Origin of the sequence: Neobacillus niacini, assembly GCF_031457145.1 — a bacterium.
Lineage (GTDB): Bacteria > Bacillota > Bacilli > Bacillales > Cytobacillaceae > Neobacillus > Neobacillus niacini_J.
Map to the genome: position 1 here is coordinate 85,941 of NZ_JAVDVZ010000001.1, position 23,142 is coordinate 109,082.

22 protein-coding genes are annotated in these 23,142 nt (G+C 38.3%); 19 read left to right on the forward strand and 3 right to left on the reverse strand.

Annotated elements, in window-relative coordinates; translation table 11 throughout:
- Positions 1 to 17 precede the first annotated feature (17 nt).
- The 3 genes from J2Y03_RS00490 to J2Y03_RS00500 all read left to right on the forward strand — a co-directional run bounded on the left by J2Y03_RS00490 (position 18) and on the right by J2Y03_RS00500 (position 993).
- Complete coding sequence (locus J2Y03_RS00490; RefSeq protein ID WP_310189801.1) at positions 18 to 425, forward strand: Asp23/Gls24 family envelope stress response protein; 408 nt, start codon at positions 18 to 20, stop codon at positions 423 to 425.
- A gap of 210 nt (positions 426 to 635) precedes the next feature.
- Positions 636 to 779, forward strand: coding sequence for a hypothetical protein (locus tag J2Y03_RS00495; RefSeq protein ID WP_310189803.1), 144 nt, complete (start codon positions 636 to 638; stop codon positions 777 to 779).
- Between the two features lie 64 nt (positions 780 to 843).
- Positions 844 to 993 (forward strand): hypothetical protein, encoded by a 150-nt coding sequence (locus J2Y03_RS00500; RefSeq protein ID WP_310189805.1) that lies wholly within the window; start codon positions 844 to 846, stop codon positions 991 to 993.
- A gap of 37 nt (positions 994 to 1,030) precedes the next feature.
- Here the strand turns inward: J2Y03_RS00500 and J2Y03_RS00505 are convergent, their stop codons facing one another.
- Positions 1,031 to 1,936 carry a nuclease-related domain-containing protein gene (locus J2Y03_RS00505; protein ID WP_310189807.1) on the reverse strand — a complete coding sequence of 302 codons (906 nt, stop codon included), beginning with the start codon at positions 1,934 to 1,936 and terminating at the stop codon, positions 1,031 to 1,033.
- A 260-nt stretch (positions 1,937 to 2,196) separates the two neighbouring features.
- On the opposite strand from J2Y03_RS00505, the gene nusB reads away from it, so the two are divergent.
- The 12 genes from nusB to J2Y03_RS00565 all read left to right on the forward strand — a co-directional run bounded on the left by nusB (position 2,197) and on the right by J2Y03_RS00565 (position 14,169).
- The gene (gene nusB, locus J2Y03_RS00510; protein WP_310189808.1) at positions 2,197 to 2,586 is read left to right on the forward strand and encodes a transcription antitermination factor NusB; all 390 of its coding nucleotides are present in this window, start codon (positions 2,197 to 2,199) and stop codon (positions 2,584 to 2,586) included.
- 27 nt (positions 2,587 to 2,613) lie between these two features.
- Positions 2,614 to 3,468 (forward strand): bifunctional methylenetetrahydrofolate dehydrogenase/methenyltetrahydrofolate cyclohydrolase FolD, encoded by an 855-nt coding sequence (folD, locus tag J2Y03_RS00515; RefSeq protein ID WP_132088176.1) that lies wholly within the window; start codon positions 2,614 to 2,616, stop codon positions 3,466 to 3,468.
- A gap of 13 nt (positions 3,469 to 3,481) precedes the next feature.
- On the forward strand, positions 3,482 to 4,840 hold the full coding sequence (gene xseA / locus J2Y03_RS00520) for an exodeoxyribonuclease VII large subunit (protein WP_310189811.1): 1,359 nt from the start codon (positions 3,482 to 3,484) through the stop codon (positions 4,838 to 4,840).
- On the forward strand, positions 4,830 to 5,063 hold the full coding sequence (locus J2Y03_RS00525) for an exodeoxyribonuclease VII small subunit (RefSeq protein ID WP_132088170.1): 234 nt from the start codon (positions 4,830 to 4,832) through the stop codon (positions 5,061 to 5,063). Before xseA ends, J2Y03_RS00525 begins: the two co-directional genes overlap by 11 nt.
- Before the next feature lie 3 nt (positions 5,064 to 5,066).
- A complete protein-coding gene (locus J2Y03_RS00530; protein WP_310189813.1) occupies positions 5,067 to 5,960 on the forward strand; it encodes a polyprenyl synthetase family protein in 894 nt (297 codons plus the stop codon).
- Between the two features lie 138 nt (positions 5,961 to 6,098).
- The gene (gene dxs, locus J2Y03_RS00535; RefSeq protein WP_310189814.1) at positions 6,099 to 7,994 is read left to right on the forward strand and encodes a 1-deoxy-D-xylulose-5-phosphate synthase; all 1,896 of its coding nucleotides are present in this window, start codon (positions 6,099 to 6,101) and stop codon (positions 7,992 to 7,994) included.
- Between the two features lie 2 nt (positions 7,995 to 7,996).
- Entirely contained in the window at positions 7,997 to 8,836 is an 840-nt protein-coding gene (locus J2Y03_RS00540) for a TlyA family RNA methyltransferase (RefSeq protein ID WP_310189816.1), read from the forward strand.
- A 145-nt stretch (positions 8,837 to 8,981) separates the two neighbouring features.
- A complete protein-coding gene (ahrC, locus tag J2Y03_RS00545) occupies positions 8,982 to 9,431 on the forward strand; it encodes a transcriptional regulator AhrC/ArgR (protein WP_132088158.1) in 450 nt (149 codons plus the stop codon).
- Positions 9,432 to 9,444: 13 nt separating this feature from the next.
- On the forward strand, positions 9,445 to 11,145 hold the full coding sequence (gene recN, locus J2Y03_RS00550) for a DNA repair protein RecN (RefSeq protein ID WP_132088155.1): 1,701 nt from the start codon (positions 9,445 to 9,447) through the stop codon (positions 11,143 to 11,145).
- 112 nt (positions 11,146 to 11,257) lie between these two features.
- A complete protein-coding gene (gene spoIVB / locus J2Y03_RS00555; RefSeq protein WP_310189819.1) occupies positions 11,258 to 12,547 on the forward strand; it encodes a SpoIVB peptidase in 1,290 nt (429 codons plus the stop codon).
- Between the two features lie 468 nt (positions 12,548 to 13,015).
- Positions 13,016 to 13,807, forward strand: coding sequence for a sporulation transcription factor Spo0A (spo0A, locus tag J2Y03_RS00560; protein ID WP_132088148.1), 792 nt, complete (start codon positions 13,016 to 13,018; stop codon positions 13,805 to 13,807).
- A 203-nt stretch (positions 13,808 to 14,010) separates the two neighbouring features.
- A complete protein-coding gene (locus tag J2Y03_RS00565) occupies positions 14,011 to 14,169 on the forward strand; it encodes a hypothetical protein (protein WP_310191381.1) in 159 nt (52 codons plus the stop codon).
- A gap of 61 nt (positions 14,170 to 14,230) precedes the next feature.
- On the opposite strand, the gene J2Y03_RS00570 is transcribed toward J2Y03_RS00565, so the two are convergent.
- Complete coding sequence (locus J2Y03_RS00570; protein WP_310189821.1) at positions 14,231 to 15,640, reverse strand: sigma-54 interaction domain-containing protein; 1,410 nt, start codon at positions 15,638 to 15,640, stop codon at positions 14,231 to 14,233.
- 214 nt (positions 15,641 to 15,854) lie between these two features.
- Here J2Y03_RS00570 and pruA point away from each other — a divergent pair, with 214 nt between their 5' ends.
- The 3 genes from pruA to J2Y03_RS00585 all read left to right on the forward strand — a co-directional run bounded on the left by pruA (position 15,855) and on the right by J2Y03_RS00585 (position 20,112).
- Positions 15,855 to 17,402, forward strand: coding sequence for an L-glutamate gamma-semialdehyde dehydrogenase (pruA, locus tag J2Y03_RS00575; protein WP_310189822.1), 1,548 nt, complete (start codon positions 15,855 to 15,857; stop codon positions 17,400 to 17,402).
- 176 nt (positions 17,403 to 17,578) lie between these two features.
- Complete coding sequence (locus J2Y03_RS00580) at positions 17,579 to 18,781, forward strand: ornithine--oxo-acid transaminase (protein ID WP_310189823.1); 1,203 nt, start codon at positions 17,579 to 17,581, stop codon at positions 18,779 to 18,781.
- A gap of 47 nt (positions 18,782 to 18,828) precedes the next feature.
- Positions 18,829 to 20,112, forward strand: coding sequence for a Glu/Leu/Phe/Val family dehydrogenase (locus tag J2Y03_RS00585; protein WP_310189825.1), 1,284 nt, complete (start codon positions 18,829 to 18,831; stop codon positions 20,110 to 20,112).
- Positions 20,113 to 20,254: 142 nt separating this feature from the next.
- On the opposite strand, the gene J2Y03_RS00590 is transcribed toward J2Y03_RS00585, so the two are convergent.
- Complete coding sequence (locus J2Y03_RS00590) at positions 20,255 to 21,673, reverse strand: sigma-54 interaction domain-containing protein (RefSeq protein WP_310189826.1); 1,419 nt, start codon at positions 21,671 to 21,673, stop codon at positions 20,255 to 20,257.
- 293 nt (positions 21,674 to 21,966) lie between these two features.
- On the opposite strand from J2Y03_RS00590, the gene J2Y03_RS00595 reads away from it, so the two are divergent.
- A complete protein-coding gene (locus tag J2Y03_RS00595; protein ID WP_310189828.1) occupies positions 21,967 to 23,142 on the forward strand; it encodes an aminotransferase A in 1,176 nt (391 codons plus the stop codon).

The window sequence follows — 23,142 nt, forward strand, 5'->3', positions numbered from 1 at the left end:
ATCTGGAGGTGTCCTTTATGAGCGAGTATAATGTACTGGAAATGAATCAAGGAAACAGTGGCCATGGTAAAGTGGAAATTGCTCCTGAAGTAATTGAAGTCATTGCGGGTATTGCTGCTTCTGAGGTCGAGGGAGTTTCACAAATGCGTGGAAATTTCGCGACTGGTGTGGTTGAACGGTTAGGAAAGAAAAACCACGGCAAAGGTGTTAAGGTAGAGCTATCAGAAGAAGGAATTAAAGTTGATGTATACTGCATAATGAAATTCGGTGTATCGATTCCGACTGTAGCAGGGAAAATACAAGATAACATTCGCCAAGCATTGCTCAATATGACAGCATTAGAGGCTGAGGCAGTAAACATCCACGTTGTCGGGATCTCTTTTGAAAACCAAAAGCCAGAACTTGAAATAGAAGAAGAGGTTTAAAAGTAAGACCAAAGGAGTAAATCCTTTGGTTTTTTCTTTTGAAGGACAAAACTCATGAAGGGGCCGAAAGATTTGTCCTTCATCCAGGTCATGAAGGACAAAACTCACGAAGAGGCCGAAAGATTTGTCCTTCATCGAGGCAATGAAGGACAAAACTCATGAAGAAACCGAAAGATTTGTCCTTCATCCAGGTCATGAAGGACAAAACTCATGAAGAAACCGAAAGATTTGTCCTTCATCCAGGTCATGAAGGACAAAACTCACGAAGAAGCCGAAAGATTTGTCCTTCATCCAGGTCATGAAGGACAAAACTCACGAAGAGGCCGAAAGATTTGTCCTTCATCGAGGCAATGAAGGACAAAACTCATGAAGAAACCGAAAGATTTGTCCTTCATCCAGGTCATGAAGGACAAAACTCATGAAGAAACCGAAAGATTTGTCCTTCATCGAGGCAATGAAGGACAAAACTCATGAAGAAACCGAAAGATTTGTCCTTCATCCAGGTCATGAAGGACAAAACTCACGAAGAAACAAAAAGATTTGTCCTTCATCTCATAATCGATTATAAAACGCACTAAAAATAACAGATGTCGCTTCTCTAAGATTCATTCATAATATGTCCATTGGTGAACACCACAAATTTTAAGATTCTTCCCCAGGATTCTCCTTATTCTTTTTTTAGAATCGACTAGGTCACACCATTCATGAATAACATTTGTCGTGATTTTACGATCTGGAAAAAGGAGTTTGAATTCCTCTACATTACGCATAACGGCAACAGTTACAAATTCTTCGCGTCCACATTTACCACAGATCAATTTCTTCCCAAAGATCGTCACTGAAAATGAATCACATTTACAGCAGGACATCCCTTTTTTCACTGTCTCATACCTATAGTTAGGTAGCTGGATTTTTGGGGGTACTGGTTGGTGCAACGAAATGAGTTTGTCCGCCAAATCTTTATGCGACTGATTGAGCCGTGATGGCTTTTGGTCTAGTTTTTTCATAAAGCTGTTAAGCTGGGTTGGAAGTATAAAAGGCAGGTCAGCTGGAGTTTTATATAACGTAAAATGAGGGTTAATGAAAATAACGTACGCCTCAACAGTAAGTTTACTTCCAAGCGATTGAAGAAGTTGGCTCAGCAATAATTTACTTCGTTTTAATTGATCAAGCGGATTTTGGATGTCCTTTCCAGAAGGTGTTTTAAAATATTCAGAGTCATAAACATACTCGCCTTCGAAATTTTTCACCTCAAAAATGGAATAGGTTTCTTGGAAAATAAGGGATGAATCAAGTTGGAAACTAGATTTATTGCTCTCAAGCTGCAGATCATTCAAAATATGACAGTCACGTTGGAGTTTCACCGTCAATAAATCAAACTGAACTTCCCCTTCAAATCCTTTTTCTTGGTTTAGATAATACCTCTGCTCATCCCCAGATAATTTTATCCGCTTGTTTAAAATTCGTAAAATCTTTAATACTACTGGTTCACTCCGAGCTCTGTATGGCATATCCTACATCCTTTCTACCTCCCATCATATCGAAAAAAATAGAATAAAAAGTATGAAAATGTTATCAAATTCCGAAAATTTCAGGCTCTTCTTTTCATTTTACGGTTATTAGCATACTGCATCTAGGTAAAAATAAGTTCTTACAGTGCGAATCGTTTTTAGTTATGCTATTATCTTTTTATGTACAAAACATTAATATGACATTGTTGTATAAAATTAGACAAAAATTAATTATTTTCTCTAAAGGAGTTAACGGTATAATGAAAAGAAGAACAGCAAGAGAAAAAGCCTTACAGGCACTTTTTCAAATCGACGTAAGTAACACAGATTCAAAATCTGCAATTGAACATGTTTTGGAAGGTGAACCAGGAGACGACTATTTAGCAAGCCTTGTTTTGGGAGTTGTCGAACAAAAAAATGAAATAGATCCGTTGATCAAAGAACATCTTGAAAAATGGACACTTGATCGTTTAGCTACTGTAGACAGGAATTTATTAAGAATCGCCGTGTATGAATTAAAATTTTCCCAAAATGAAATTCCCGCAAATGTTATTTTAGACGAAGCAATCGAAATTGCTAAAATATATGGAGATGAACAATCAAGCCGATTTATTAATGGTGTACTTTCGAAAATAAAAGAAAAACTCTAAGCGTCAATTTGGATAGGAGGAAATGTTATGACTGCTGTGATTATTGATGGGAAAGAAATTGCCTCAAAGAAAAAGGTAGAAATTGCACAGGAAGTACAAAAATTAAAGGAATTAGGGATTACGCCAGGACTTGCTGTCGTGCTGGTGGGAAATAATCATGCCTCAAGAACCTATGTAACAAATAAAGAAAAAACCTGTCGAGACCTCGGCATGTACTCAGTGCTGATTGAATTACCAGAAGAAGCTTCACAGGAAGAATTGCTTTCTAAAATTAAGGAACTAAATGAGAATCCTGCAATCCACGGTATTCTCGTGCAACTTCCTCTTCCTAAGCATATTGATGAAATTAGAGTAATTGAATCTATCTCCCCTCTTAAGGATGTCGATGGGTTCCACCCAATTAATATTGGGAGAATGATGACAGGTCAGGATGCGTTCTTACCGTGTACACCTTATGGAATTATGGTGCTCTTAGAAGAAATGGGTATATCTGTTGCTGGTAAACATGTTGTTGTGGTTGGGAGAAGTAATATTGTTGGAAAACCTGTAGGTCAGTTATTCCTTAACCAGCATGCAACGGTAACATATTGTCATTCAAGGACAAAGGATTTGCAGTTCCATACATCACAAGCGGATATTATAGTTGCAGCAGTTGGTATAGCCAACTTTATTAAAGCTGACCATGTAAAAGAAGGTGCTGTCGTTATTGATGTAGGAATCAACCGGAATGAGGCTGGTAAGCTTTGCGGAGATGTTGCTTTCGACGAAGTGAGTGAGAAAGCCGGTTATATCACCCCTGTTCCAAAAGGAGTAGGTCCGATGACAATAACTATGCTTATGTATAACACGCTTAAATCAGCAAAAAATACGCTGCGGTTCTAATAAGGAGTTTGTTATGCAGGAAAAAAAGTATTTAACTGTGCTGGCCTTAACAAAATACATAAAAAGAAAATTTGATGCTGACCCTCATTTACAGGATGTCCATGTTCGAGGTGAAATTTCAAACTTTAAACAGCATTCGAGCGGACATATGTATTTTACATTAAAGGATGAAAAAGCACGCATTCTAGCAGTTATGTTCTCAAGTCAATCACGGACTATGAAGTTTTCGCCAGAAAATGGGATGAAAGTGGTTGTGAAAGGCGATATTTCTGTCTATGAACCAAGCGGTCAATACCAAATATATATTAAGGAAATGCAGCCAGATGGAATTGGAGAATTATTCTTAGCTTATGAGCAGTTAAGAAAAAGGCTTGAAGCGGAAGGCTTATTTTCTGTTGAACATAAAAAGACAATTCCGAGTTATCCGAAAACGGTGGGCGTCATTACATCACCAACAGGAGCAGCAATAAGAGATGTTATCACGACGATTAAAAGACGTTATCCGATTGCTAATATTCTAGTATTACCTGCCCTCGTACAAGGAGGGAATGCAGCCTCGTCGATTGCAAGAGCTATTGAAAAGGCAAACACGTTGGATGGGATTGATGTTCTAATTGTCGGGCGTGGAGGCGGCTCTATTGAAGAATTGTGGGCATTTAATGAGGAGTTAGTCGCTAGAGCTATTCATCAATCAGAAGTCCCAATCATTTCTGCTGTTGGCCATGAAACAGATTTTACCATTGCTGATTTTGTTGCCGACATGCGAGCTCCAACACCTACTGCGGCAGCAGAGCTAGCAGTTCCCCATATTGATGAATTAATGGAGAGACTATTGCAGAGGAAAACTCGTATGCTTCAGTCTATGAATGGAAGATATCGCTTTGAAAAACAACGATTAGACCGTGTACAAAAATCTTATGCTTTTCGTTATCCACATCGTCTCTACGAACAAAAGCTGGAACAGGTTGATAAATTAACGGAAATGCTTGTTCGTGGTGCGTCTAGATTAACGGATGTAAAGAAATCACAACATGAAACGATTCATAACCGTCTAATGCGAAACCATCCAAGAGTAGCTCTACGAGAAGCGGAGAGCAGATTTGTCCGCTCGCAAAAAGATATCGGGCGGGCAATGGAACAAATTCTTTTGAAGAAACAGACCGAATTTAAAAGGATTATTTCAACCCTTCAAGCCTTAAGTCCGCTGAAAATTATGGAACGTGGGTACAGTCTCGTCTATTCAGAAGAAAATCAATTAATAAAAAGTATAAAACAAGTTAAAGAGAACGAACCACTTCAAATACAATTAACAGATGGCAGCCTTCTCTGTAATGTACAGAACATAAAGGAGAGCGAAAACCGTGACGAATGAACAAAAGGTTTCCTTTGAGGAAGCGATGAATAAGCTCGAACAAATTGTAGATAAGCTTGAAGAAGGAGATGTCCCATTAGAAGAGGCGATAGCCTTTTATAAAGAAGGGATGGAGTTGTCCAAGCTTTGTCATAATAAGTTAAAAAGTGTTGAGGAACAATTAACGCAGATTATCACGGAGGATGGAAGTAAACAAAACTTTGCGATTGAAGAGGAGGAGTAGGCTTTGAATACTAAAGTTCTAGATGCTTTTACACAAGAACATAAACAACTGCTTGAATCAGAGCTTCGAACCTTGGTGGAAAAGCTGGAAGCACCTCCTATTATCAAAGAAGCCATGCATTATTCCCTTGAGGCAGGCGGAAAGAGAATCCGCCCCTTACTTGTATTTGCTACCCTTGCAGCCTTTGGGAAGGATTCTAAAATGGGGCTGTTGGCAGCCTCAGCTATAGAAATGATTCACACCTATTCATTAATCCATGATGATTTGCCAAGCATGGATAACGATGATCTTAGAAGAGGTAAGCCGACAAATCACAAAGTGTTCGGTGATGCAATTGCGATATTAGCCGGAGATGCATTATTAACTTATAGCTTCGAGGTAATCGGAAAAATTCCAAACGAAATGGCTTCAAGTCAGACCAAACTCCAATTGGTTATCGAGATGGCCAAAGCTGCTGGCTGTGAAGGTATGGTTGGCGGTCAGGTTGCAGATATGGAAGGCGAGGGGAAGAGCCTTACAATAGATGAGCTTGAATATATCCATATTCATAAAACAGGGAAGCTTTTAAGATACAGTGTTATTGCAGGTGCGTTGTTAGGAGGAGCTAATCCAACTCAACTTGAAAACTTATCTTCATTTGCCCATCATCTTGGTCTTGCTTTTCAAATTCGAGATGATATTCTCGATTTAGAAGGGAATCCTGAAGTTTTAGGTAAACCCGTTGGAAGTGATACAGCTAATGAGAAAAGCACTTACCCCCAGCTATTATCAATGGAAGGTGCGAAAGAAGCTTTACAAAAACACTTAGACCTGGCTAAGCAATACTTAGAAAAGACAGGACTTAATATTAAACTGCTCAAAGAAATTGCAGAACTAATAGCATCAAGAGACCACTAGAATAACTGGTATTTGAACAACAACGTAATTGTGTTATAATTGTTGTCAATGTAGAGAACGTTGTCAATGCCGTTACCACTTTTGTGTTAGCGGCTATTTTTTCTAGGTGAAAAACGAAAGAAAGTGAGTGGTCCAAACATGGATCTGTTATCAATAAAAGACCCTTCCTTTTTAAAAGGAATGTCAAATCAAGAATTGGAGGTTTTAAGTCAAGAAATACGCAAATTCTTGATTGAAAAGCTATCTGTAACTGGAGGCCATATTGGACCAAACTTAGGTGTCGTCGAATTAACTATAGCCTTACACAAATGTTTTGACAGCCCCAATGATAAATTTATTTGGGATGTCGGACATCAGTCCTATGTTCATAAGATTCTTACAGGCAGGGCTTGTGATTTCGATACATTGCGTCAATACAAAGGATTGTGCGGCTTCCCGAAAAGAATTGAAAGTGAACATGATGTTTGGGAGACTGGTCATAGCTCAACTTCACTTTCAGCAGCAATGGGGATGGCGATTGCAAGAGATTTGAAAAAGGAAAATTCCTTTGTCATACCAATTATTGGTGATGGTGCGTTAACAGGTGGAATGGCCTTAGAAGCATTAAACCATATTGGTCATGAAAAGAAGAACATGATTGTGATTCTTAACGATAATGAAATGTCGATTGCCCCAAATGTCGGTGCAATCAATAATATACTTGGTCAATTGAGAACAGCTGGAAAATATCAATGGGTGAAGGATGAATTAGAGCTGCTCTTGAAAAAGGTTCCTGCTGTTGGGGGTAAACTGGCAGCAACAGCCGAACGTATAAAAGACAGTTTAAAATATTTATTTGTTTCTGGCATGTTTTTTGAGGAAATGGGCTTCACTTACTTAGGCCCCGTTGATGGGCATGATTATGAAGCATTATTTGAAAACTTTCGATATGCGAGAAAAACGGAAGGTCCTGTTCTTCTTCATGTAATCACGAAAAAGGGGAAAGGCTTCCATCCTGCTGAAAGTGATACGACAGGTACATGGCACGGAACGGGACCTTATAAAATGGATACAGGTGCTTTTGTTAAACCAGCTAAGACACCACCGCCAGCCTGGAGCAGCTTAGTTAGTGAAACAGTTCGCAAGCTCGCTCGCGAGGATGAGCGGATTGTGGCGATAACTCCTGCTATGCCAGTTGGCTCAAAGCTAGAGGGCTTTGCAAGTGAGTTTCCAGAGAGAATGTATGATGTTGGGATTGCAGAGCAGCATGCTGCTACAGTTGCTGCTGGATTGGCCACTCAAAAAATGAAGCCATTTTTAGCGATTTACTCGACATTTTTACAACGGGCGTACGATCAGGTTGTTCATGATATTTGTCGTCAAAATTTAAATGTGTTTATTGGAATTGATCGAGCTGGATTAGTAGGGGCAGATGGTGAGACACATCAAGGTGTGTTTGACATTGCTTTTTTAAGACATGTACCTAATATTGTTTTAATGATGCCCAAAGATGAAAATGAAGGTCAGCATATGGTTTATACAGCGTTAAATTATGATGATGGGCCGATTGCGATGAGATTTCCACGTGGTAATGGACTGGGTGTTCCGATGGATGAAAAATTCGAAAGTATTCCAATTGGTACATGGGAGATTTTAAAAGAAGGCGAAGATGCTGCAATCTTAACCTTTGGCACAACCATACCAATGGCGCTGGAAGCAGCGGATATCCTTGGAAAACAGGGGATTTCTGTCAAAGTCGTAAATGCTCGTTTCATAAAGCCATTGGATGAAAAAATGCTCAACCAATTATTCTTTAATAATATCCCGATTCTGACCATTGAAGAAGCAGTATTACAGGGTGGTTTTGGAAGCTCTGTTCTAGAATACGCACATGATAAGGCGTATTATCATCAAGCAATTGACAGAATGGGAATTCCAGACCAATTTATTGAACATGGTGATGTGAATTCACTTCTTGAAGAAATTGGATTGACTACTTCTGAGGTTGTTAATAGAATAACCATACTTGCTCGAAAAAAACAAAAAAGGGCATAACCATGAAAAATAAAGAACGATTAGATGTGTTATTAGTTGAAAGAGGATTAGCCGAAACTAGGGAAAAGGCCAAACGTTCAATCATGGCTGGATTAGTTTATACGAATGAAGAACGTTTAGATAAACCTGGAGAGAAAGTAAAAGTTGATATCCCTCTCATGATAAAAGGAAATGCACTTCCATATGTCAGCCGAGGCGGTCTTAAGCTGGAAAAGGCTTTAAAGATTTTTGATGTGTCAGTCAAAGATAAGACGATGCTCGATATTGGAGCTTCAACAGGTGGTTTTACGGACTGTGCACTGCAGAATGGTGCGAAAATGTCATATGCCCTTGATGTAGGTTATAATCAGCTTGCTTGGAAGCTGCGTCAAGATGAGCGAGTAGTAGTAATGGAAAGAACCAATTTTCGATATGTAACACCGAAAGATCTAGCAGGAGAAATGCCTAATTTTGCAACTATCGATGTATCTTTTATTTCTTTAAGGTTAATATTACCTGTTCTAAAGACACTTCTTGTACCACAAAGTGATATTGTTGCACTTGTGAAGCCACAATTTGAGGCTGGACGTGAGCAAGTTGGAAAAAAAGGTATCGTTCGTGATGAAAAAGTACATTTACAAGTTGTGAATAAAATTGTCGATTTTTCCATTGAACAGGGATTCAATGTGGTTAACCTTTCCTTTTCTCCGATAACGGGCGGAGACGGAAATATTGAGTTTCTTCTACACCTTAAATGGTTAGGAAGTCAGGATAAAGGTCAGAATCTATTACCAATCCAGCCTTCCCAAATTGTAAAGGACTCACATCAAGAATTTAAATCGAAACAAGATGTGGAAGGATAAGCATGTGCTTATCCTTCTATTTTGTTATGGTCATTTTTTGCTAAATAATCATTGTACTTCTTCGGAAAAATCGGCTAACATAGGGTTAGAAGCGACATTTTTGTACAAAATACGGAGATGTTTCAATGACTACGGGGTGAATACATTGAATAAAGGGCAACGACATATAAAAATTAGAGAAATTATTGCTAGTAATGATATTGAAACACAAGATGAACTGGTTGATGAGTTAAAAAGTGCAGGGGTTAATGTGACTCAAGCAACTGTTTCTCGGGACATTAAAGAGTTGCACCTAGTTAAAGTACCATTGTCTGATGGGAGATACAAATATAGCCTTCCAGCAGATCAACGGTTTAATCCATTGCAAAAATTAAAAAGGTCATTAATAGACGCGTTTGTTCGGATAGACTCAGCTGGACATTTACTTGTCATGAAATGTTTGCCTGGTAATGCGATGGCAATTGGGGCTCTCTTGGATAACCTTGATTGGGAAGAAATAATAGGAACCCTTTGTGGCGACGATACCATCTTAATTATTTGTCGTACACCCGAAGATACAGAAACAATAACCAATCGGTTCCTTGATATGCTTTAAGGGAGGAAGCACCATGTTATCAGAATTATCGATTAAGAACTTTGCTATTATAGAGGCCATTTCCTTATCATTTGAAAAGGGTATGACTGTGTTAACTGGTGAGACCGGTGCCGGGAAGTCAATTATTATCGACGCTATTCATCTTCTAGTAGGCGGTAGGGGCTCAGCTGATTTTGTCAGGCATGGGGAGGAAAAAGCCGAAATTGAAGGACTTTTTCAAATGGATGAACACCATCCCGTGTTTTCAAAAGCATTAGAGTTTGGAATTGATATTGAAGAAGGTATGGTTGTTTTACGCAGAGATATTTTTCGTACAGGCAAAAGTGTGTGTAGAATCAATGGTAAACTTGTGACTATTTCAACTCTTCGGGAAGTTGGTTCAACATTAGTTGATATACATAGCCAGCATGAACACCAAGATTTAATGGATGAAAGCAGGCACATACATCTGCTTGATCAATTTGGGTCAGAAGATATTTCACTTTCACAGGCAGAATATCATGAAGTGTTTCATCGCTATGAACAAACCTTACAAAAGCTTAAGTCTTTAACTGAGAATGAGCAGAAAACAGCACATCGTCTGGATTTAATTCAATTTCAATTTGACGAGATTCAAAATGCACATTTAAAGCTGCATGAAGATGAGGAGCTTTTTGAAGAAAAAAGAAAACTAGCTAATTTTGAGCGAGTTTTTGAAGCGGTTCAATCCAGTTATAATGCCTTAACAGGTGAACAAAAGGGTCTTGATTGGATTAGTTTGGTGATGGGACAGCTTGAAGACGCAGCTACGTTAGATTCTTCTTACAAAGAAGTATTTGAAAACGTCATGAATTGCTTTTATCAATTAGAGGATGCTTCTCGTACATTAAGGAATGAACTTGATGTCTTAGAATATGACCCGCAACGTTTAAATCAAATTGAAGAAAGACTAAATGAAATCAATCAACTAAAACGGAAATACGGAAAAACGATTGAAGAAATTTTAGAATATGCAGCAAAAATTGAGGAAGAAATTGAAACCTTGCAAAACAAAGAAACGCATATTGGACAATTAGAGAAGCAATTAGCTTCGATTAGGAAGGATTTAAGTCTTGAAGCCAAACAGCTAACAGAGCTTCGCAAAAGTTGGGCGAAAAAGCTAACAAAATTAATACATAATGAGTTAAAAGGGCTATACATGGCAAAAACAGTCTTTGAAATTCGCTTTGAATCGATTTTACCTCATTTTACAAAAAATGGAGTTGATCATGTCGAGTTTTTTATCTCAACAAATCCTGGTGAACCGTTAAAGCCATTATCGAAAATTGCCTCTGGTGGTGAGTTATCAAGGATTATGCTCGCACTTAAGAGCATTTTTTCGAAACACCAAGGTATTACCTCGATTATTTTTGATGAGGTGGACACCGGAGTCAGCGGCAGGGTGGCACAATCAATCGCTGAAAAAATTTATAAAGTGGCCGTAGACTCCCAGGTTTTATGTATTTCTCACTTACCTCAAGTAGCTGCCATGGCAGATATCCATTTGTTTATTTCCAAAGTGACAGAAGGCGGTCGAACTAAAACCTCGGTAAGTCCTCTCAGTATGAAAGAAAAAATAAAGGAAATTGGCCGAATGATTTCTGGGACTGAAATTACCGACTTAACCAAAAAACATGCTGAAGAATTGTTGTTTTTAGCATCTGAAAATAAAAAAATTGAAAAGCTTCCCAAATAGGGGAGCTTTTTTATGTAGTCTCAGGTTATAAATGCCGCAGATACAGGCAAAATTAAAGATGTAGCCATTTAATAAAGAGTGAAGTGAAACGCAAACGAGGAGAGTGAAGATTTTGAAGTTAGAAATAATTAGAAAGATCATTGGTGGAATTCTCCTTGTTTCATTAATCAGCGTTCTTTTTTTTCAGCCAATTCAGAGGTACCTTGATATACCAAAGACCATTACAGTCTTTGAAGGACAAGATTATACTTTCCAAAAGGCTGTACCGGTATCAGCCTCTTTTGTATCTCACAATTCGAATATCACGCTTGAACAAGATCAAAAGGACATTACATTGAATGCAAGTGAAAAAGGCAAAGAAGCAATGTTATTAGAATTTGCAGGAATCCCCGTAAAAAAGGTCGATGTAAATGTCTTAAAGGATTTCAGAGTCCAACCAGGTGGACAATCCATTGGCGTTAAATTAAATACGGTTGGCGTATTGGTCGTAGGTCACCATTTAGTTAATACCGAGGATGGAAAAAAATCACCTGGAGAAATTGCAGGAATCAAAATCGGTGATATCATTACAGAAATCAATGGAAACAAAATAGAAAAGATGACTGATGTGGCACCCTTTGTACAAACAGCAGGACAAAATGAGAAAGCATTAGATATGGTTATCAGCAGGGAAAGTGGTAAGTTCACCACGAAACTTACCCCATTAAAAGAAAAGGGAGAAAATTCCTATAAGCTTGGTTTATATATTCGCGATTCAGCAGCAGGAATTGGAACCATGACATTTTTTGATCCTCAATCAAAAAAATATGGTGCCTTAGGGCACGTTATTTCCGATATGGATACGAAAAAACCGATTGTTGTTGAGGATGGTCAAATCGTTCGTTCTACGGTTACATCGATTGAAAAAGGGAGTAACGGAGATCCAGGTGAAAAGCTTGCACGCTTTTCCTCAGACCGCGAAATTGTCGGAAACATCCAAAAAAATAGTCCATTTGGCATATTTGGGGTGTTAAATAAAGATTTAAAGAATGGAATTATGGATAAACCACTGCCAATTGCCTTATCTCACCAAATAAAGGAAGGGAAGGCAAAAATTTTAACAGTGGTAAATGACGACAGAGTTGAAGAATTCGAAATTGAAATTGTCAGCACTATCCCGCAGAAATTTCCAGCAACTAAAGGCATGGTAATAAAAGTTACTGACCCAAGACTCCTTGAAAAAACAGGAGGAATCGTTCAGGGGATGAGCGGAAGCCCAATTATCCAAGATGGCAAGTTGATTGGTGCAGTAACACATGTCTTTGTCAATGACCCAACCTCCGGTTATGGAGTACACATTGAATGGATGTTGAATGAAGCAGGAATTAACATATATGAGAAAATACAGGAAAAAGCAAGTTAAATAAGATCAGTAAACAAAATAGGCGAAATACGCCTATTTTGTTTTTGCATAAGGCTGTTTTTGTAACGATTGTTGTTAAAATCCTAAAGCCGATTTTAACGTGGAAATAGTTATTTTGCGCCTTAGATTAAAGTTTGCAAGCTCTTTTCTTTTTTAATTTCTGCTGTTTTCTGCTAAAACACAGCATAATCATTAATTTTTGTTATTAACAGCAACAAAGTTTAAGAAAAGAGCCTTGCATAAAGAAAATTCGACAACCATTGGTGATATTTAGCAAACCATGCGAATTAAGTCGAAATTTAAAGGAAAACAAAGAAAAGATAAGATTTTATCACTATTTTAAGAAATATTAAAAAAACTAGAGGAATTTTAGTTGCATTGTCGAATTTGTAATTTAGAATAGAAATGAGAGAATAAAATTAAATGATTAAATAGATATGACCATTTGGACTTGAGGAGGATATAAAGGTGAAAAAGATTAAAGTATGTGTCGTTGATGACAATAGGGAGTTAGTGGGATTACTAGAAGACTATATTTCTTCCCAAGATGATATGGAAATTGCGGGTATCGCACATAATGGTCAAGATTGCTTAGAACTTCTTGAATCAACAGATACGGATGTACTCGTTTTAGATATTATTATGCCGCATCTAGATGGTTTAGCCGTTCTAGAGCGCTTAAGAGAGCTGAAAAAGGGCGCTATTCCTAATGTAATTATGCTAACTGCATTTGGACAAGAAGACGTTACTAAGAAGGCTGTAGAGCTTGGTGCTTCCTATTTTATTTTGAAGCCATTTGATATGGAGAACCTAGGAAATCATATTCGCCAAGTAAGCGGTAAAAGCAGTCAGGTTAGCCGCAAGGTTCCATCAGGAAGTTATCGATCACATACTGAAAATAAACCAAGAAACCTCGATGCCAGCATTACAAGCATTATCCATGAAATTGGTGTTCCGGCGCATATTAAGGGTTATTTATATCTGCGCGAAGCGATTTCAATGGTTTACAACGATATTGAATTACTCGGTTCTATTACCAAAGTGTTATACCCTGATATTGCGAAAAAATACAACACTACAGCCAGCCGTGTGGAACGAGCTATTCGCCATGCAATCGAAGTAGCTTGGAGTCGTGGAAATATCGATTCGATTTCGTCCCTATTCGGTTACACTGTAAGCATGTCCAAGGCTAAACCGACAAACTCAGAGTTTATCGCTATGGTTGCGGATAAACTACGTTTAGAGCACAAGGCCTCTTGAAGGGAAACGGAATAAGGGTATACAGGTTATTTTTTGCCAACCAATTATTTCAGATTTAAAGCCAACAAACTTATACCATCTCACCCAATAAATCATTTGATTTGTTGGGTTTTGTATTTGTTGGGATGATTAGGTTTTTGGTACACTTCTTGCATATTAATTAGTTGCCTTATTTAAATTTCAATATGAAGGAGGAAATGATTGTGTGGGTATTAACTTATTATGTAAAAGGCAGCATCCAATTGTTTGAATTTGATAATAGGGATGAGGCAAAAGCGAAGTATGATAAATTAGAAGGCAGTAGAATCCTTTCAGAGGTCATTTATTATAATGACTTTGAAAAGGTACCAGTGTTATCATAAGGTTATTAGGTCATTCCAAGGCAAAAAGGCGGGGCAGTGCCTCGCCTTTTTTTATATCGTGTTAGTCTTTGCTTATTTTGTGCTTTTTCACACGGTACTGGAGGTTTTGTCGGCTCATGCCAAGAGATTTGGCAGCTTGCGTAATATTGAAATTATTTTGCTTTAAAACCGTCTTTAAATAATAGATTTCAGCTTCCTCCATATATTGATCTAAAGGTATAACTTGCCTGCCCTTTTGAATCGGCATTTCGTCTGGCAGTACGGGTGAGGCGTTATTCGATTTCAATTGCTGCTTATTTCGAAAATGAATCGGCAGGTGAATATAGGATATAGTATCTTCGTGGTCGATTAAATTCATAGCACCTTCGATAATATGCTCCAATTCACGGACATTACCAGGCCAATCGTATTGATCAAAAGCCCTCAAAACCTCATCATTAATCCCTGTAACCCGCATACCAAATAATTGATTATATTTCTCTATGAAATCCTGAACAAGATCCCGGATATCCTTTCTTCTCTTATTCAGAGGTGGAATAAAAAGGGAAACGACACTAAGCCTGTAGTATAAATCCTTGCGAAGTCTCCCGGCGGAAATGGCATCTATCGGATCTTCATTAATCGTCGCAATTACTCTGACATCTACTTTCTGGTCCTTTGTATCACCGATTCGACGTATGGTCTTTTCCTGTAAAACCCGTAATAGCTTTGCTTGTAAGGGTGGATTTAATGAATTCAGTTCATCCAGCAGCAGTGTTCCGCCTTCTGCCTGTTCAAATAATCCAGGACGCTCTATTGCTCCGGTGAATGCTCCTTTTTTTGTTCCAAAAAGAAGCCCTTCGATAAGACTATCAGGCAATGCTGCACAGTTTTGAGAAATGAAAGGCTTTGAGGATCGGCTGCTTCCATTATGAATACTTTGAGCGAAGATTTCCTTTCCTGTTCCTGTCTCCCCGGTGATAAGAATGGATGAATTTGTACGGGTGGCTCTTTTGCTCGCTTCAATAACCTCCTGGATTTGCTCGCTGCTCCCAATAATACTGTTAAAGGTATAGCGGGTATCGCCCTTTTTATTCATATTTTCCCTGATCAGTTTCTCTAATTTCGTGACGTCACGGGCAATTTCCATGGCACCAATACGCACTCCGTTGTCTGTAATGGGTATCGTATTATTAATTGTGGTAATTTCTTGCCCTTGATTATTAAAATAAGTCTGCTTTGAGTTTTTAATCCTTGTTCCTTTTTGAAGTACTTCAAGGAGAGTGCTGTCCTCATTTTTGTGAAAGGAGAAAACATCCAGCAGGCTTTTATCCAAAACGTCTTCGAAATTCATGCCCTCGATTTCGGCCATTTTCCTATTGTAAATCATTGTTTTTCCTTCATGATTTACAACATGAACACCAACATCTATTTCATCTAGAATCTGCTTAAAAAATTTATTCATTAAATTTAGATGTACAACATCCTTCATGTTAAAACTCCTTTTTCTTACTCCTTTTATTTTATATAGAGTGAAGCAAAGGTGCAATAAAATTTTGCACTTTGTGGAGCAAAAAAAATTAGCACAGAAAAAATAATTTGCTCTAAAAAATTTAAAAGCATTGCCATCCTTCATTTGTGAAGTTGGCACAATTCTTGCATTAATGTATATTGACCGAAAAAATTAATTATAAGGGGATGAAATAATGGTACAACCATATAAACATGAACCATTCACAGATTTTTCTTTAGAAGCTAATCAAACTGCATTTAAAAAAGGATTACAAACAGTGGAGAGCTACTTAGGCCAAGATTACGATCTAATAATCGGGGGAGAGCGTGTCACTACTGAGGAAAAAATCGTATCAATCAATCCAGCTAATAAAGAAGAAGTCGTTGGACGCGTATCAAAAGCAAACCGTAATTTAGCTGAAAAAGCTATGCAAGCGGCTGTAAAAGCCTTCAAAACATGGAAAAGGGTGGCACCGGAAACACGTGCGGACGTATTATTTAAAGCGGCTGCAATCATTCGCCGCCGTAAGCATGAGTTTTCTGCCTTAATGACAAAAGAGGCAGGAAAGCCATGGAGAGAAGCAGATGCTGATACAGCTGAAGCCATTGACTTCCTTGAATTTTACGCTCGCGAAATGCTAAGAATCAAAGATGGTGTTAAAGTAAACAGCCGTCCGAATGAATATAACCGTTATGATTATATTCCATTGGGTGTTGGCGTTATCATCTCACCTTGGAACTTCCCGTTTGCTATCATGGCTGGAACAACTGTGGCTGCAATTGTTGCCGGAAATACAGTTCTATTAAAACCAGCTTCTACAACTCCGATTATCGCTGCGAAATTTGTTGAAGTGATGGAAGAAGCAGGTCTTCCCGCAGGCGTTCTTAACTTCGTTCCAGGAAGCGGTTCTGAAGTGGGAGATTATTTAGTTGACCATAAAGATACTCGTTTCATTTCATTCACTGGTTCTCGTGATGTTGGTCTTCGCATCAACGAGCGTGCTTCTAAATTGAATGAAGGCCAAATCTGGATTAAACGTGTAATCGCTGAAATGGGCGGTAAAGACACAATCGTTGTTGATAAGGAAGCAGATCTTGAACTAGCAGCTCAGTCTATTGTGACTTCAGCGTTTGGTTTCTCTGGACAAAAATGTTCAGCATGTTCCCGTGCAGTTATCGTTGAAGATGTATACGACCAAGTGTTAAGCCGTGTTGTTGAATTAACAAATGAATTAACACAAGGGGATCCAGCAGACCTTGGTAATTACATGGCGACAGTCATTGACCAAAATGCATTTGATAAAATCATGAGTTATATTGAAATTGGTAAAGAAGAAGGAAAGCTGATGACAGGCGGAGAAGGAGACAGCTCTAAAGGCTTCTTCATCAAACCGACAGTATTCGCTGACCTTACGCCAGATGCACGTATCATGAAGGAAGAAATCTTCGGACCAGTAGTCGGCTTAACTAAAGCAAAAGATTTCGATCATGCCATTGAAATCGCAAACGATACAGAATACGGCTTAACAGGTGCAGTGATAACAAACAACCGTGTTAACATCCAAAAAGCCCGTGAAGATTTCCATGTAGGTAACCTTTACTTTAACCGCGGCTGTACGGGCGCGATTGTTGGCTACCAGCCATTTGGCGGATTCAACATGTCAGGAACAGATTCAAAAGCAGGCGGTCCTGACTACGTTCAGCTTCATATGCAAGCCAAAACAACTTCTGAAATGTATTAAGAATAGCTTGTCCAGCGGCCGGCACCTTGGGGAGCGCCGGACACTAGCTAAATGGCAGGTTCGGAGAATAATCTTGGATTTTCGCAAATAAAATTTAGATTTTTTTTTAAAGAAAGTGCTTACTTGTAACCAGAACTATCTATTAAATTCAACTTTCCACAAGGAGGAAATATTATATGATTGCACAATCAACAAAGACACAATCATTAATTGATCAATCTGAAAAATTTGGGGCACACAACTATAACCCGCTGCCAATTGTTATTTCAAAAGCTGAAGGAGTATGGGTAGAAGACCCTGAAGGCAATAAATATATGGATATGTTAAGTGCTTACTCAGCAGTTAACCAGGGGCACCGTCATCCAAAAATCATTCAAGCGTTAAAAGATCAGGCTGATCGTGTGACGTTAACTTCCCGTGCATTTCATAATGACCAGCTTGGCCCATGGTATGAAATGATATGCAAATTAACAAATAAAGAAATGGCTCTTCCTATGAATACAGGGGCTGAAGCAGTTGAAACGGCAATTAAAGCTGCTCGCCGCTGGGCTTATGATGTAAAAGGCGTAGCTGAAAATCAAGCCGAGATTGTTGCATGTGTAGGAAATTTCCATGGCCGGACTATGACAGCGGTTTCGCTTTCCTCTGAAGCAGAATATCAACGCGGATTCGGTCCAATGCTGCCAGGTATTAAACTTATCCCTTACGGTGACTTAGAAGCCTTGAAAAATGCCATTACAGAAAATACAGCAGCTTTCCTAATTGAGCCTATCCAAGGTGAAGCTGGAATTGTGATTCCGCCGGAAGGATTCTTGAAGAATGCATCTGAATTATGTAAAGAAAATAATGTTCTCTTCGTTGCCGACGAAATTCAGGCTGGGCTAGCTCGCACGGGTAAAATGTTTGCATGTGAATGGGAAGATGTTGATCCTGATATGTTCATCTTAGGAAAAGCATTAGGCGGCGGAGTGTTCCCGATTTCTTGTGTAGTTGCTAGTAAAGACATTCTTGGCGTATTTAACCCAGGATCACACGGTTCAACATTCGGTGGAAACCCAATGGCATGTGCTGTTTCAGTTGCTTCTATGAATGTACTTGTTGAAGAAAAACTGGCGGATCGTTCTCTTGAACTTGGCGAATATTTTGTGGGCAAATTAAAAGAAATTAAAAACCCAATCATTAAAGAAGTTCGCGGACGAGGTTTATTTATCGGTGTCGAGCTAACAGAGCCTGCCCGCAAATATTGTGAAGCATTAAAAGAAGAAGGTCTTTTATGTAAAGAAACGCATGATACAGTTATTCGTTTTGCTCCCCCATTAGTAATCAGCAAAAAAGAATTAGATTGGGCAATCGAACGTATCAGCATAATTTTAGGTTAATTTAAACGGGAGAAGTTTTTTTATATAACTAATTAAGAGGTGCCATTATGGGGACTGCAGTGGTAACGGAGAAACCGGATCAAAAAGTGGAGGAAACATTAAATCTATTTACTTCAACTCAAGTTGTTATCAAAGATGCTTTGAATAAATTGGGTTATTCAGATGTGATGTATGAGCTTCTTAAAGAGCCGTTAAGAATGCTGACAGTTAGAATTCCTGTAAGGATGGATAGTGGTGAGGTTAAAATTTTTACCGGTTATCGCTCACAGCATAATGATGCGGTAGGGCCAACTAAAGGCGGCGTAAGATTCCATCCTGAAGTCAATGAAGATGAAGTGAAAGCATTATCGATGTGGATGAGTTTAAAATGCGGTATCGTTAATCTTCCGTACGGGGGCGGTAAAGGCGGAATCATTTGTGATCCACGCACCATGTCTATGGGCGAATTAGAACGTTTAAGTCGTGGATACGTAAGAGCCATTAGCCAAATCGTAGGTCCAACAAAAGATATTCCTGCACCTGATGTTTATACGAACTCTCAAATCATGGCTTGGATGATGGATGAGTACAGCCGTTTGCGTGAACACGATTCTCCAGGATTCATTACGGGCAAACCTATTGTACTTGGTGGATCACAAGGGAGAGATAAGGCTACTGCCCAAGGCGTTGTCATTTGCATAGAAGAAGCAGCAAAGAAACGAGGTATTTCAATTGAAGGTGCCCATGTCGTAGTTCAGGGATTTGGTAACGCAGGCAGTTTTTTAGCAAAATTCATGCATGATGCTGGAGCGAGGGTAATTGGAATATCTGATGCATACGGGGCTCTACATGATCCTGATGGCCTTGATATTAATTATCTTTTAGACAAAAGAGATAGTTTCGGAACGGTAACAACACTATTTGAAAATACGATTTCGAATAAAGAGCTGCTTGAATTGGATTGCGACATTCTTGTACCGGCCGCTATATCCAATCAAATTACAGCTGAGAATGCTGATAATATTAAAGCATCTATCGTTGTGGAGGCAGCTAATGGACCGACAACAATTGAAGCTACAAAGATCTTAACTGACCGCGGAATTCTCCTTGTTCCTGATGTGTTAGCAAGCTCTGGCGGGGTAACTGTTTCTTATTTTGAGTGGGTTCAAAACAATCAGGGCTATTACTGGACGGAGGAAGAAGTGAACGATAAACTTCGCAAAGCACTCGTTCAGGCCTTCAGTAATGTGTATGATACAGCCCAGCATAGAAAAGTAAATATGCGTCTTGCTGCCTACATGGTTGGCGCCCGCAGAATGTCTGAAGCATCTCGCTTTAGAGGCTGGGTTTAAAATTGGAAAATCCTTGTGCTTGTGCGCAAGGATTTTTTTTTGTTATTCATTTTTTATAACTTATACGTGTTGGGGGTTATCCTGAAATTTGGATTGGATATCCGCGATTTTATCATTTTATCCGCGTTGAGTTTCCTAAAAACTACTCCTCAACCAATTCCTTCTCACTTATTCTCAAATTGAATTTTTTTAACCGACGAATGATATAGGATTGGGATACACCGAGTTTTTTTGCCGTTTTCCATGTGCTATTCGTTTCATTATAGGTTTTAATTAAAATGCTTTTTTCAATCTGTTCTAAATAGAATGGTAAACTCACTTCTTCTACGATTTGAGGGAGCTTTTGCTGAGACTGCTGAAGGGGGAAGTCGCTTGGTAAATCATTTATATCAAGTTTTGGACCTGGAGATGTAATCACTAATCGTTCTATTAAATTTTCAAGTTCACGAATATTTCCTTCCCAACGGTAATTGTATAGGGTATCCAAAATGTTTTTTGATAAAGTATGCTGCCGACCATACTTTTGGTTGAATTTACTTAAATAAAAATTTAAAAGTGGAATAATATCTTCTTTTCTTTCGCGTAAAGGTGGTAGTTTCATAGGAAGGATGTTTAAACGATAAAATAAGTCCTTACGAAATGTTCCTTCTTTGACGCGTTCCACTAAATTTACATTCGTGGCTGCAATAATTCGCACATCCGCTTGTTGTACTTGGTTATCCCCAATCATTCGAAATGTCTTGTTTTGTAAAAATTGCAGAAGCTTTGATTGTAGATGAAGAGGGAATTCCCCGATTTCGTCTAAAAATAAAGTTCCCTGATCAGCCGCTGCAATTAAACCGAGTTTTCCAGTCGTATTGGCCCCTGTAAATGCCCCTTTTTTGTATCCAAATAATTCAGATTCAATGAGAGATTCTGGAATTGCACCGCAGTCTAAATGAATAAATGGTTTTTTATTACGACTACTCAGCTGATGAATTCGATAGGCAAAGGCTGTTTTCCCAACACCTGTTTCTCCTGTTAATAGAATCGTTGTATCGATATCAGCAATCTTTTGAAACCATACAGAAATGGATTGAGCAGCTTTACTTTTTCCAACATAGAAATCTTCATCCTGCTGAGTTTTTTGCAAGATTAGTTCGCGAATTTGCTGTTTATATAGTTGTAAAATAGATTCGACTTTTTCTAATTCACTCGATTGATTGATAGCTTGGGATAATTGTCTTGCATGTGTAATGATATATTCAATATCCCCGTTCTCGTCTGGAATATAGTCACCAGAAACAAGCAAGTGAACATTATTTTGGGTAATCTGGGCGGTGCTAATAAACCGTTTCTGTTCGATGACAAGCCTTGCGATAGAAGGTGAAAATAGACCTTTTTTTTCCATTTCAAAAACATTTTGGCCTTTCAGATCACCGATTGAAAAAAAATCATCAGCTGCCTGATTTACCCACAATACATTTCCATTTTTATCGTTAATCCAAATAGGGTCTTTTAATGTATTAAGAATCTTTAAAAGTAATTGCCCATCAAATTGTTGTAAGGCCTTTGCTGTCAAAGTGTTTGCCCCCATTCCATAAGAATTTCAACATATAAGAAAAGTTTTAAACCTTCAGTATTGATTCGTAACCGACTCATTCTAAACCCCTATGTAAGAAACTATAGCATATAATTAGGCGTAGTTATACATTTTTCGACACGGAGTGAATCTAATTAGAATCAATAAGTTGGAATTGAATTATAAATTCAATTTAAGTTTTTAGAAAGTACTGATTTATCAGTATTTTAAAATTGGCATGCTTCTTGCGTATTACAAAGTGTACTCAATTATAGATTGAAGGGGAGAGCATCATGGATCATTTACTTAGTAAAACAGTAAAAAACATCAAAATTTCTGCCATTCGTGAAATTGGAAATAAAGTGGCGAATGATCCGTCGATTATTAACTTTACAATTGGGCAACCGGATTTTGTAACACCGGATTCCATTTTAGAAGCAGGGAAACGTGCAATTGAAGCGCGTATGACTGGTTATACACATAACTCAGGTCTGCTTGAACTTAGACAAGCTGCGTCTGACTTTGTAAAAAGACGTTACCATCTAAATTATCGCCCAGAAGATGAAATTTTAATTACAATGGGCGCAAGTGAAGCGCTGGATATTGCCTTCCGTACGATATTAGAGCCAGGTGATGAAGTCATTTTACCAGCACCAATTTATCCAGGTTATGAACCACTTATTCGAATGTGCTACGCAACACCTGTGTTTGTGGATACTCGTAAAAATAATTGTAAAATCTCTGCAAAATTAATTGAAGAAAATTTAACAGAAAAAACAAAATGTGTTGTTTTACCATATCCTTCAAACCCTACAGGTACTATTTTAAACGCTCAAGAAATAGAAAAAATTGCAAACCTATTAAGAGGAAAAGATATACTTATTATTTCAGATGAAATATACAGTGAACTAACATATGGATTGAAACATATTTCAATCGCTTCATTCCCAGAAATGAAAGAGCAATGCATAGTCATTAATGGTTTATCAAAGTCCCATGCTATGACAGGTTGGAGAATTGGCTACACATTAGCCCCTGCATATATAACAGACGAAATGTTTAAAGTTCATGCATATAACTGTGTGTGTGCAAGTTCAGTGAGTCAATACGCTGCAATCGAGGCATTAAATCACGATTTACCAGAAGTCGAAGAAATGCGTCAGCAATATGAAAAACGACGTAACTATATTTATCAACTTATTACGGACATGGGCTTAGAAGCAATTAAACCAGATGGTGCGTTTTATTTATTTGTTTCAATCGAAAAGACAGGTTTAAGTTCGAATGAATTTATCCATCAACTAGTGGATAAAGAGAAAGTGGCCGTCATTCCGGGCTATGGTTTTTCTGAATATGGCGAAGGGTACATCCGTATTTCATATGCATGTTCAATGGGAAATCTGGAAAAGGGCATGTACCGTATGAAACGGTTTGTACAAACTTTATTAAAAGTAGAGGAGGTTGTTTAA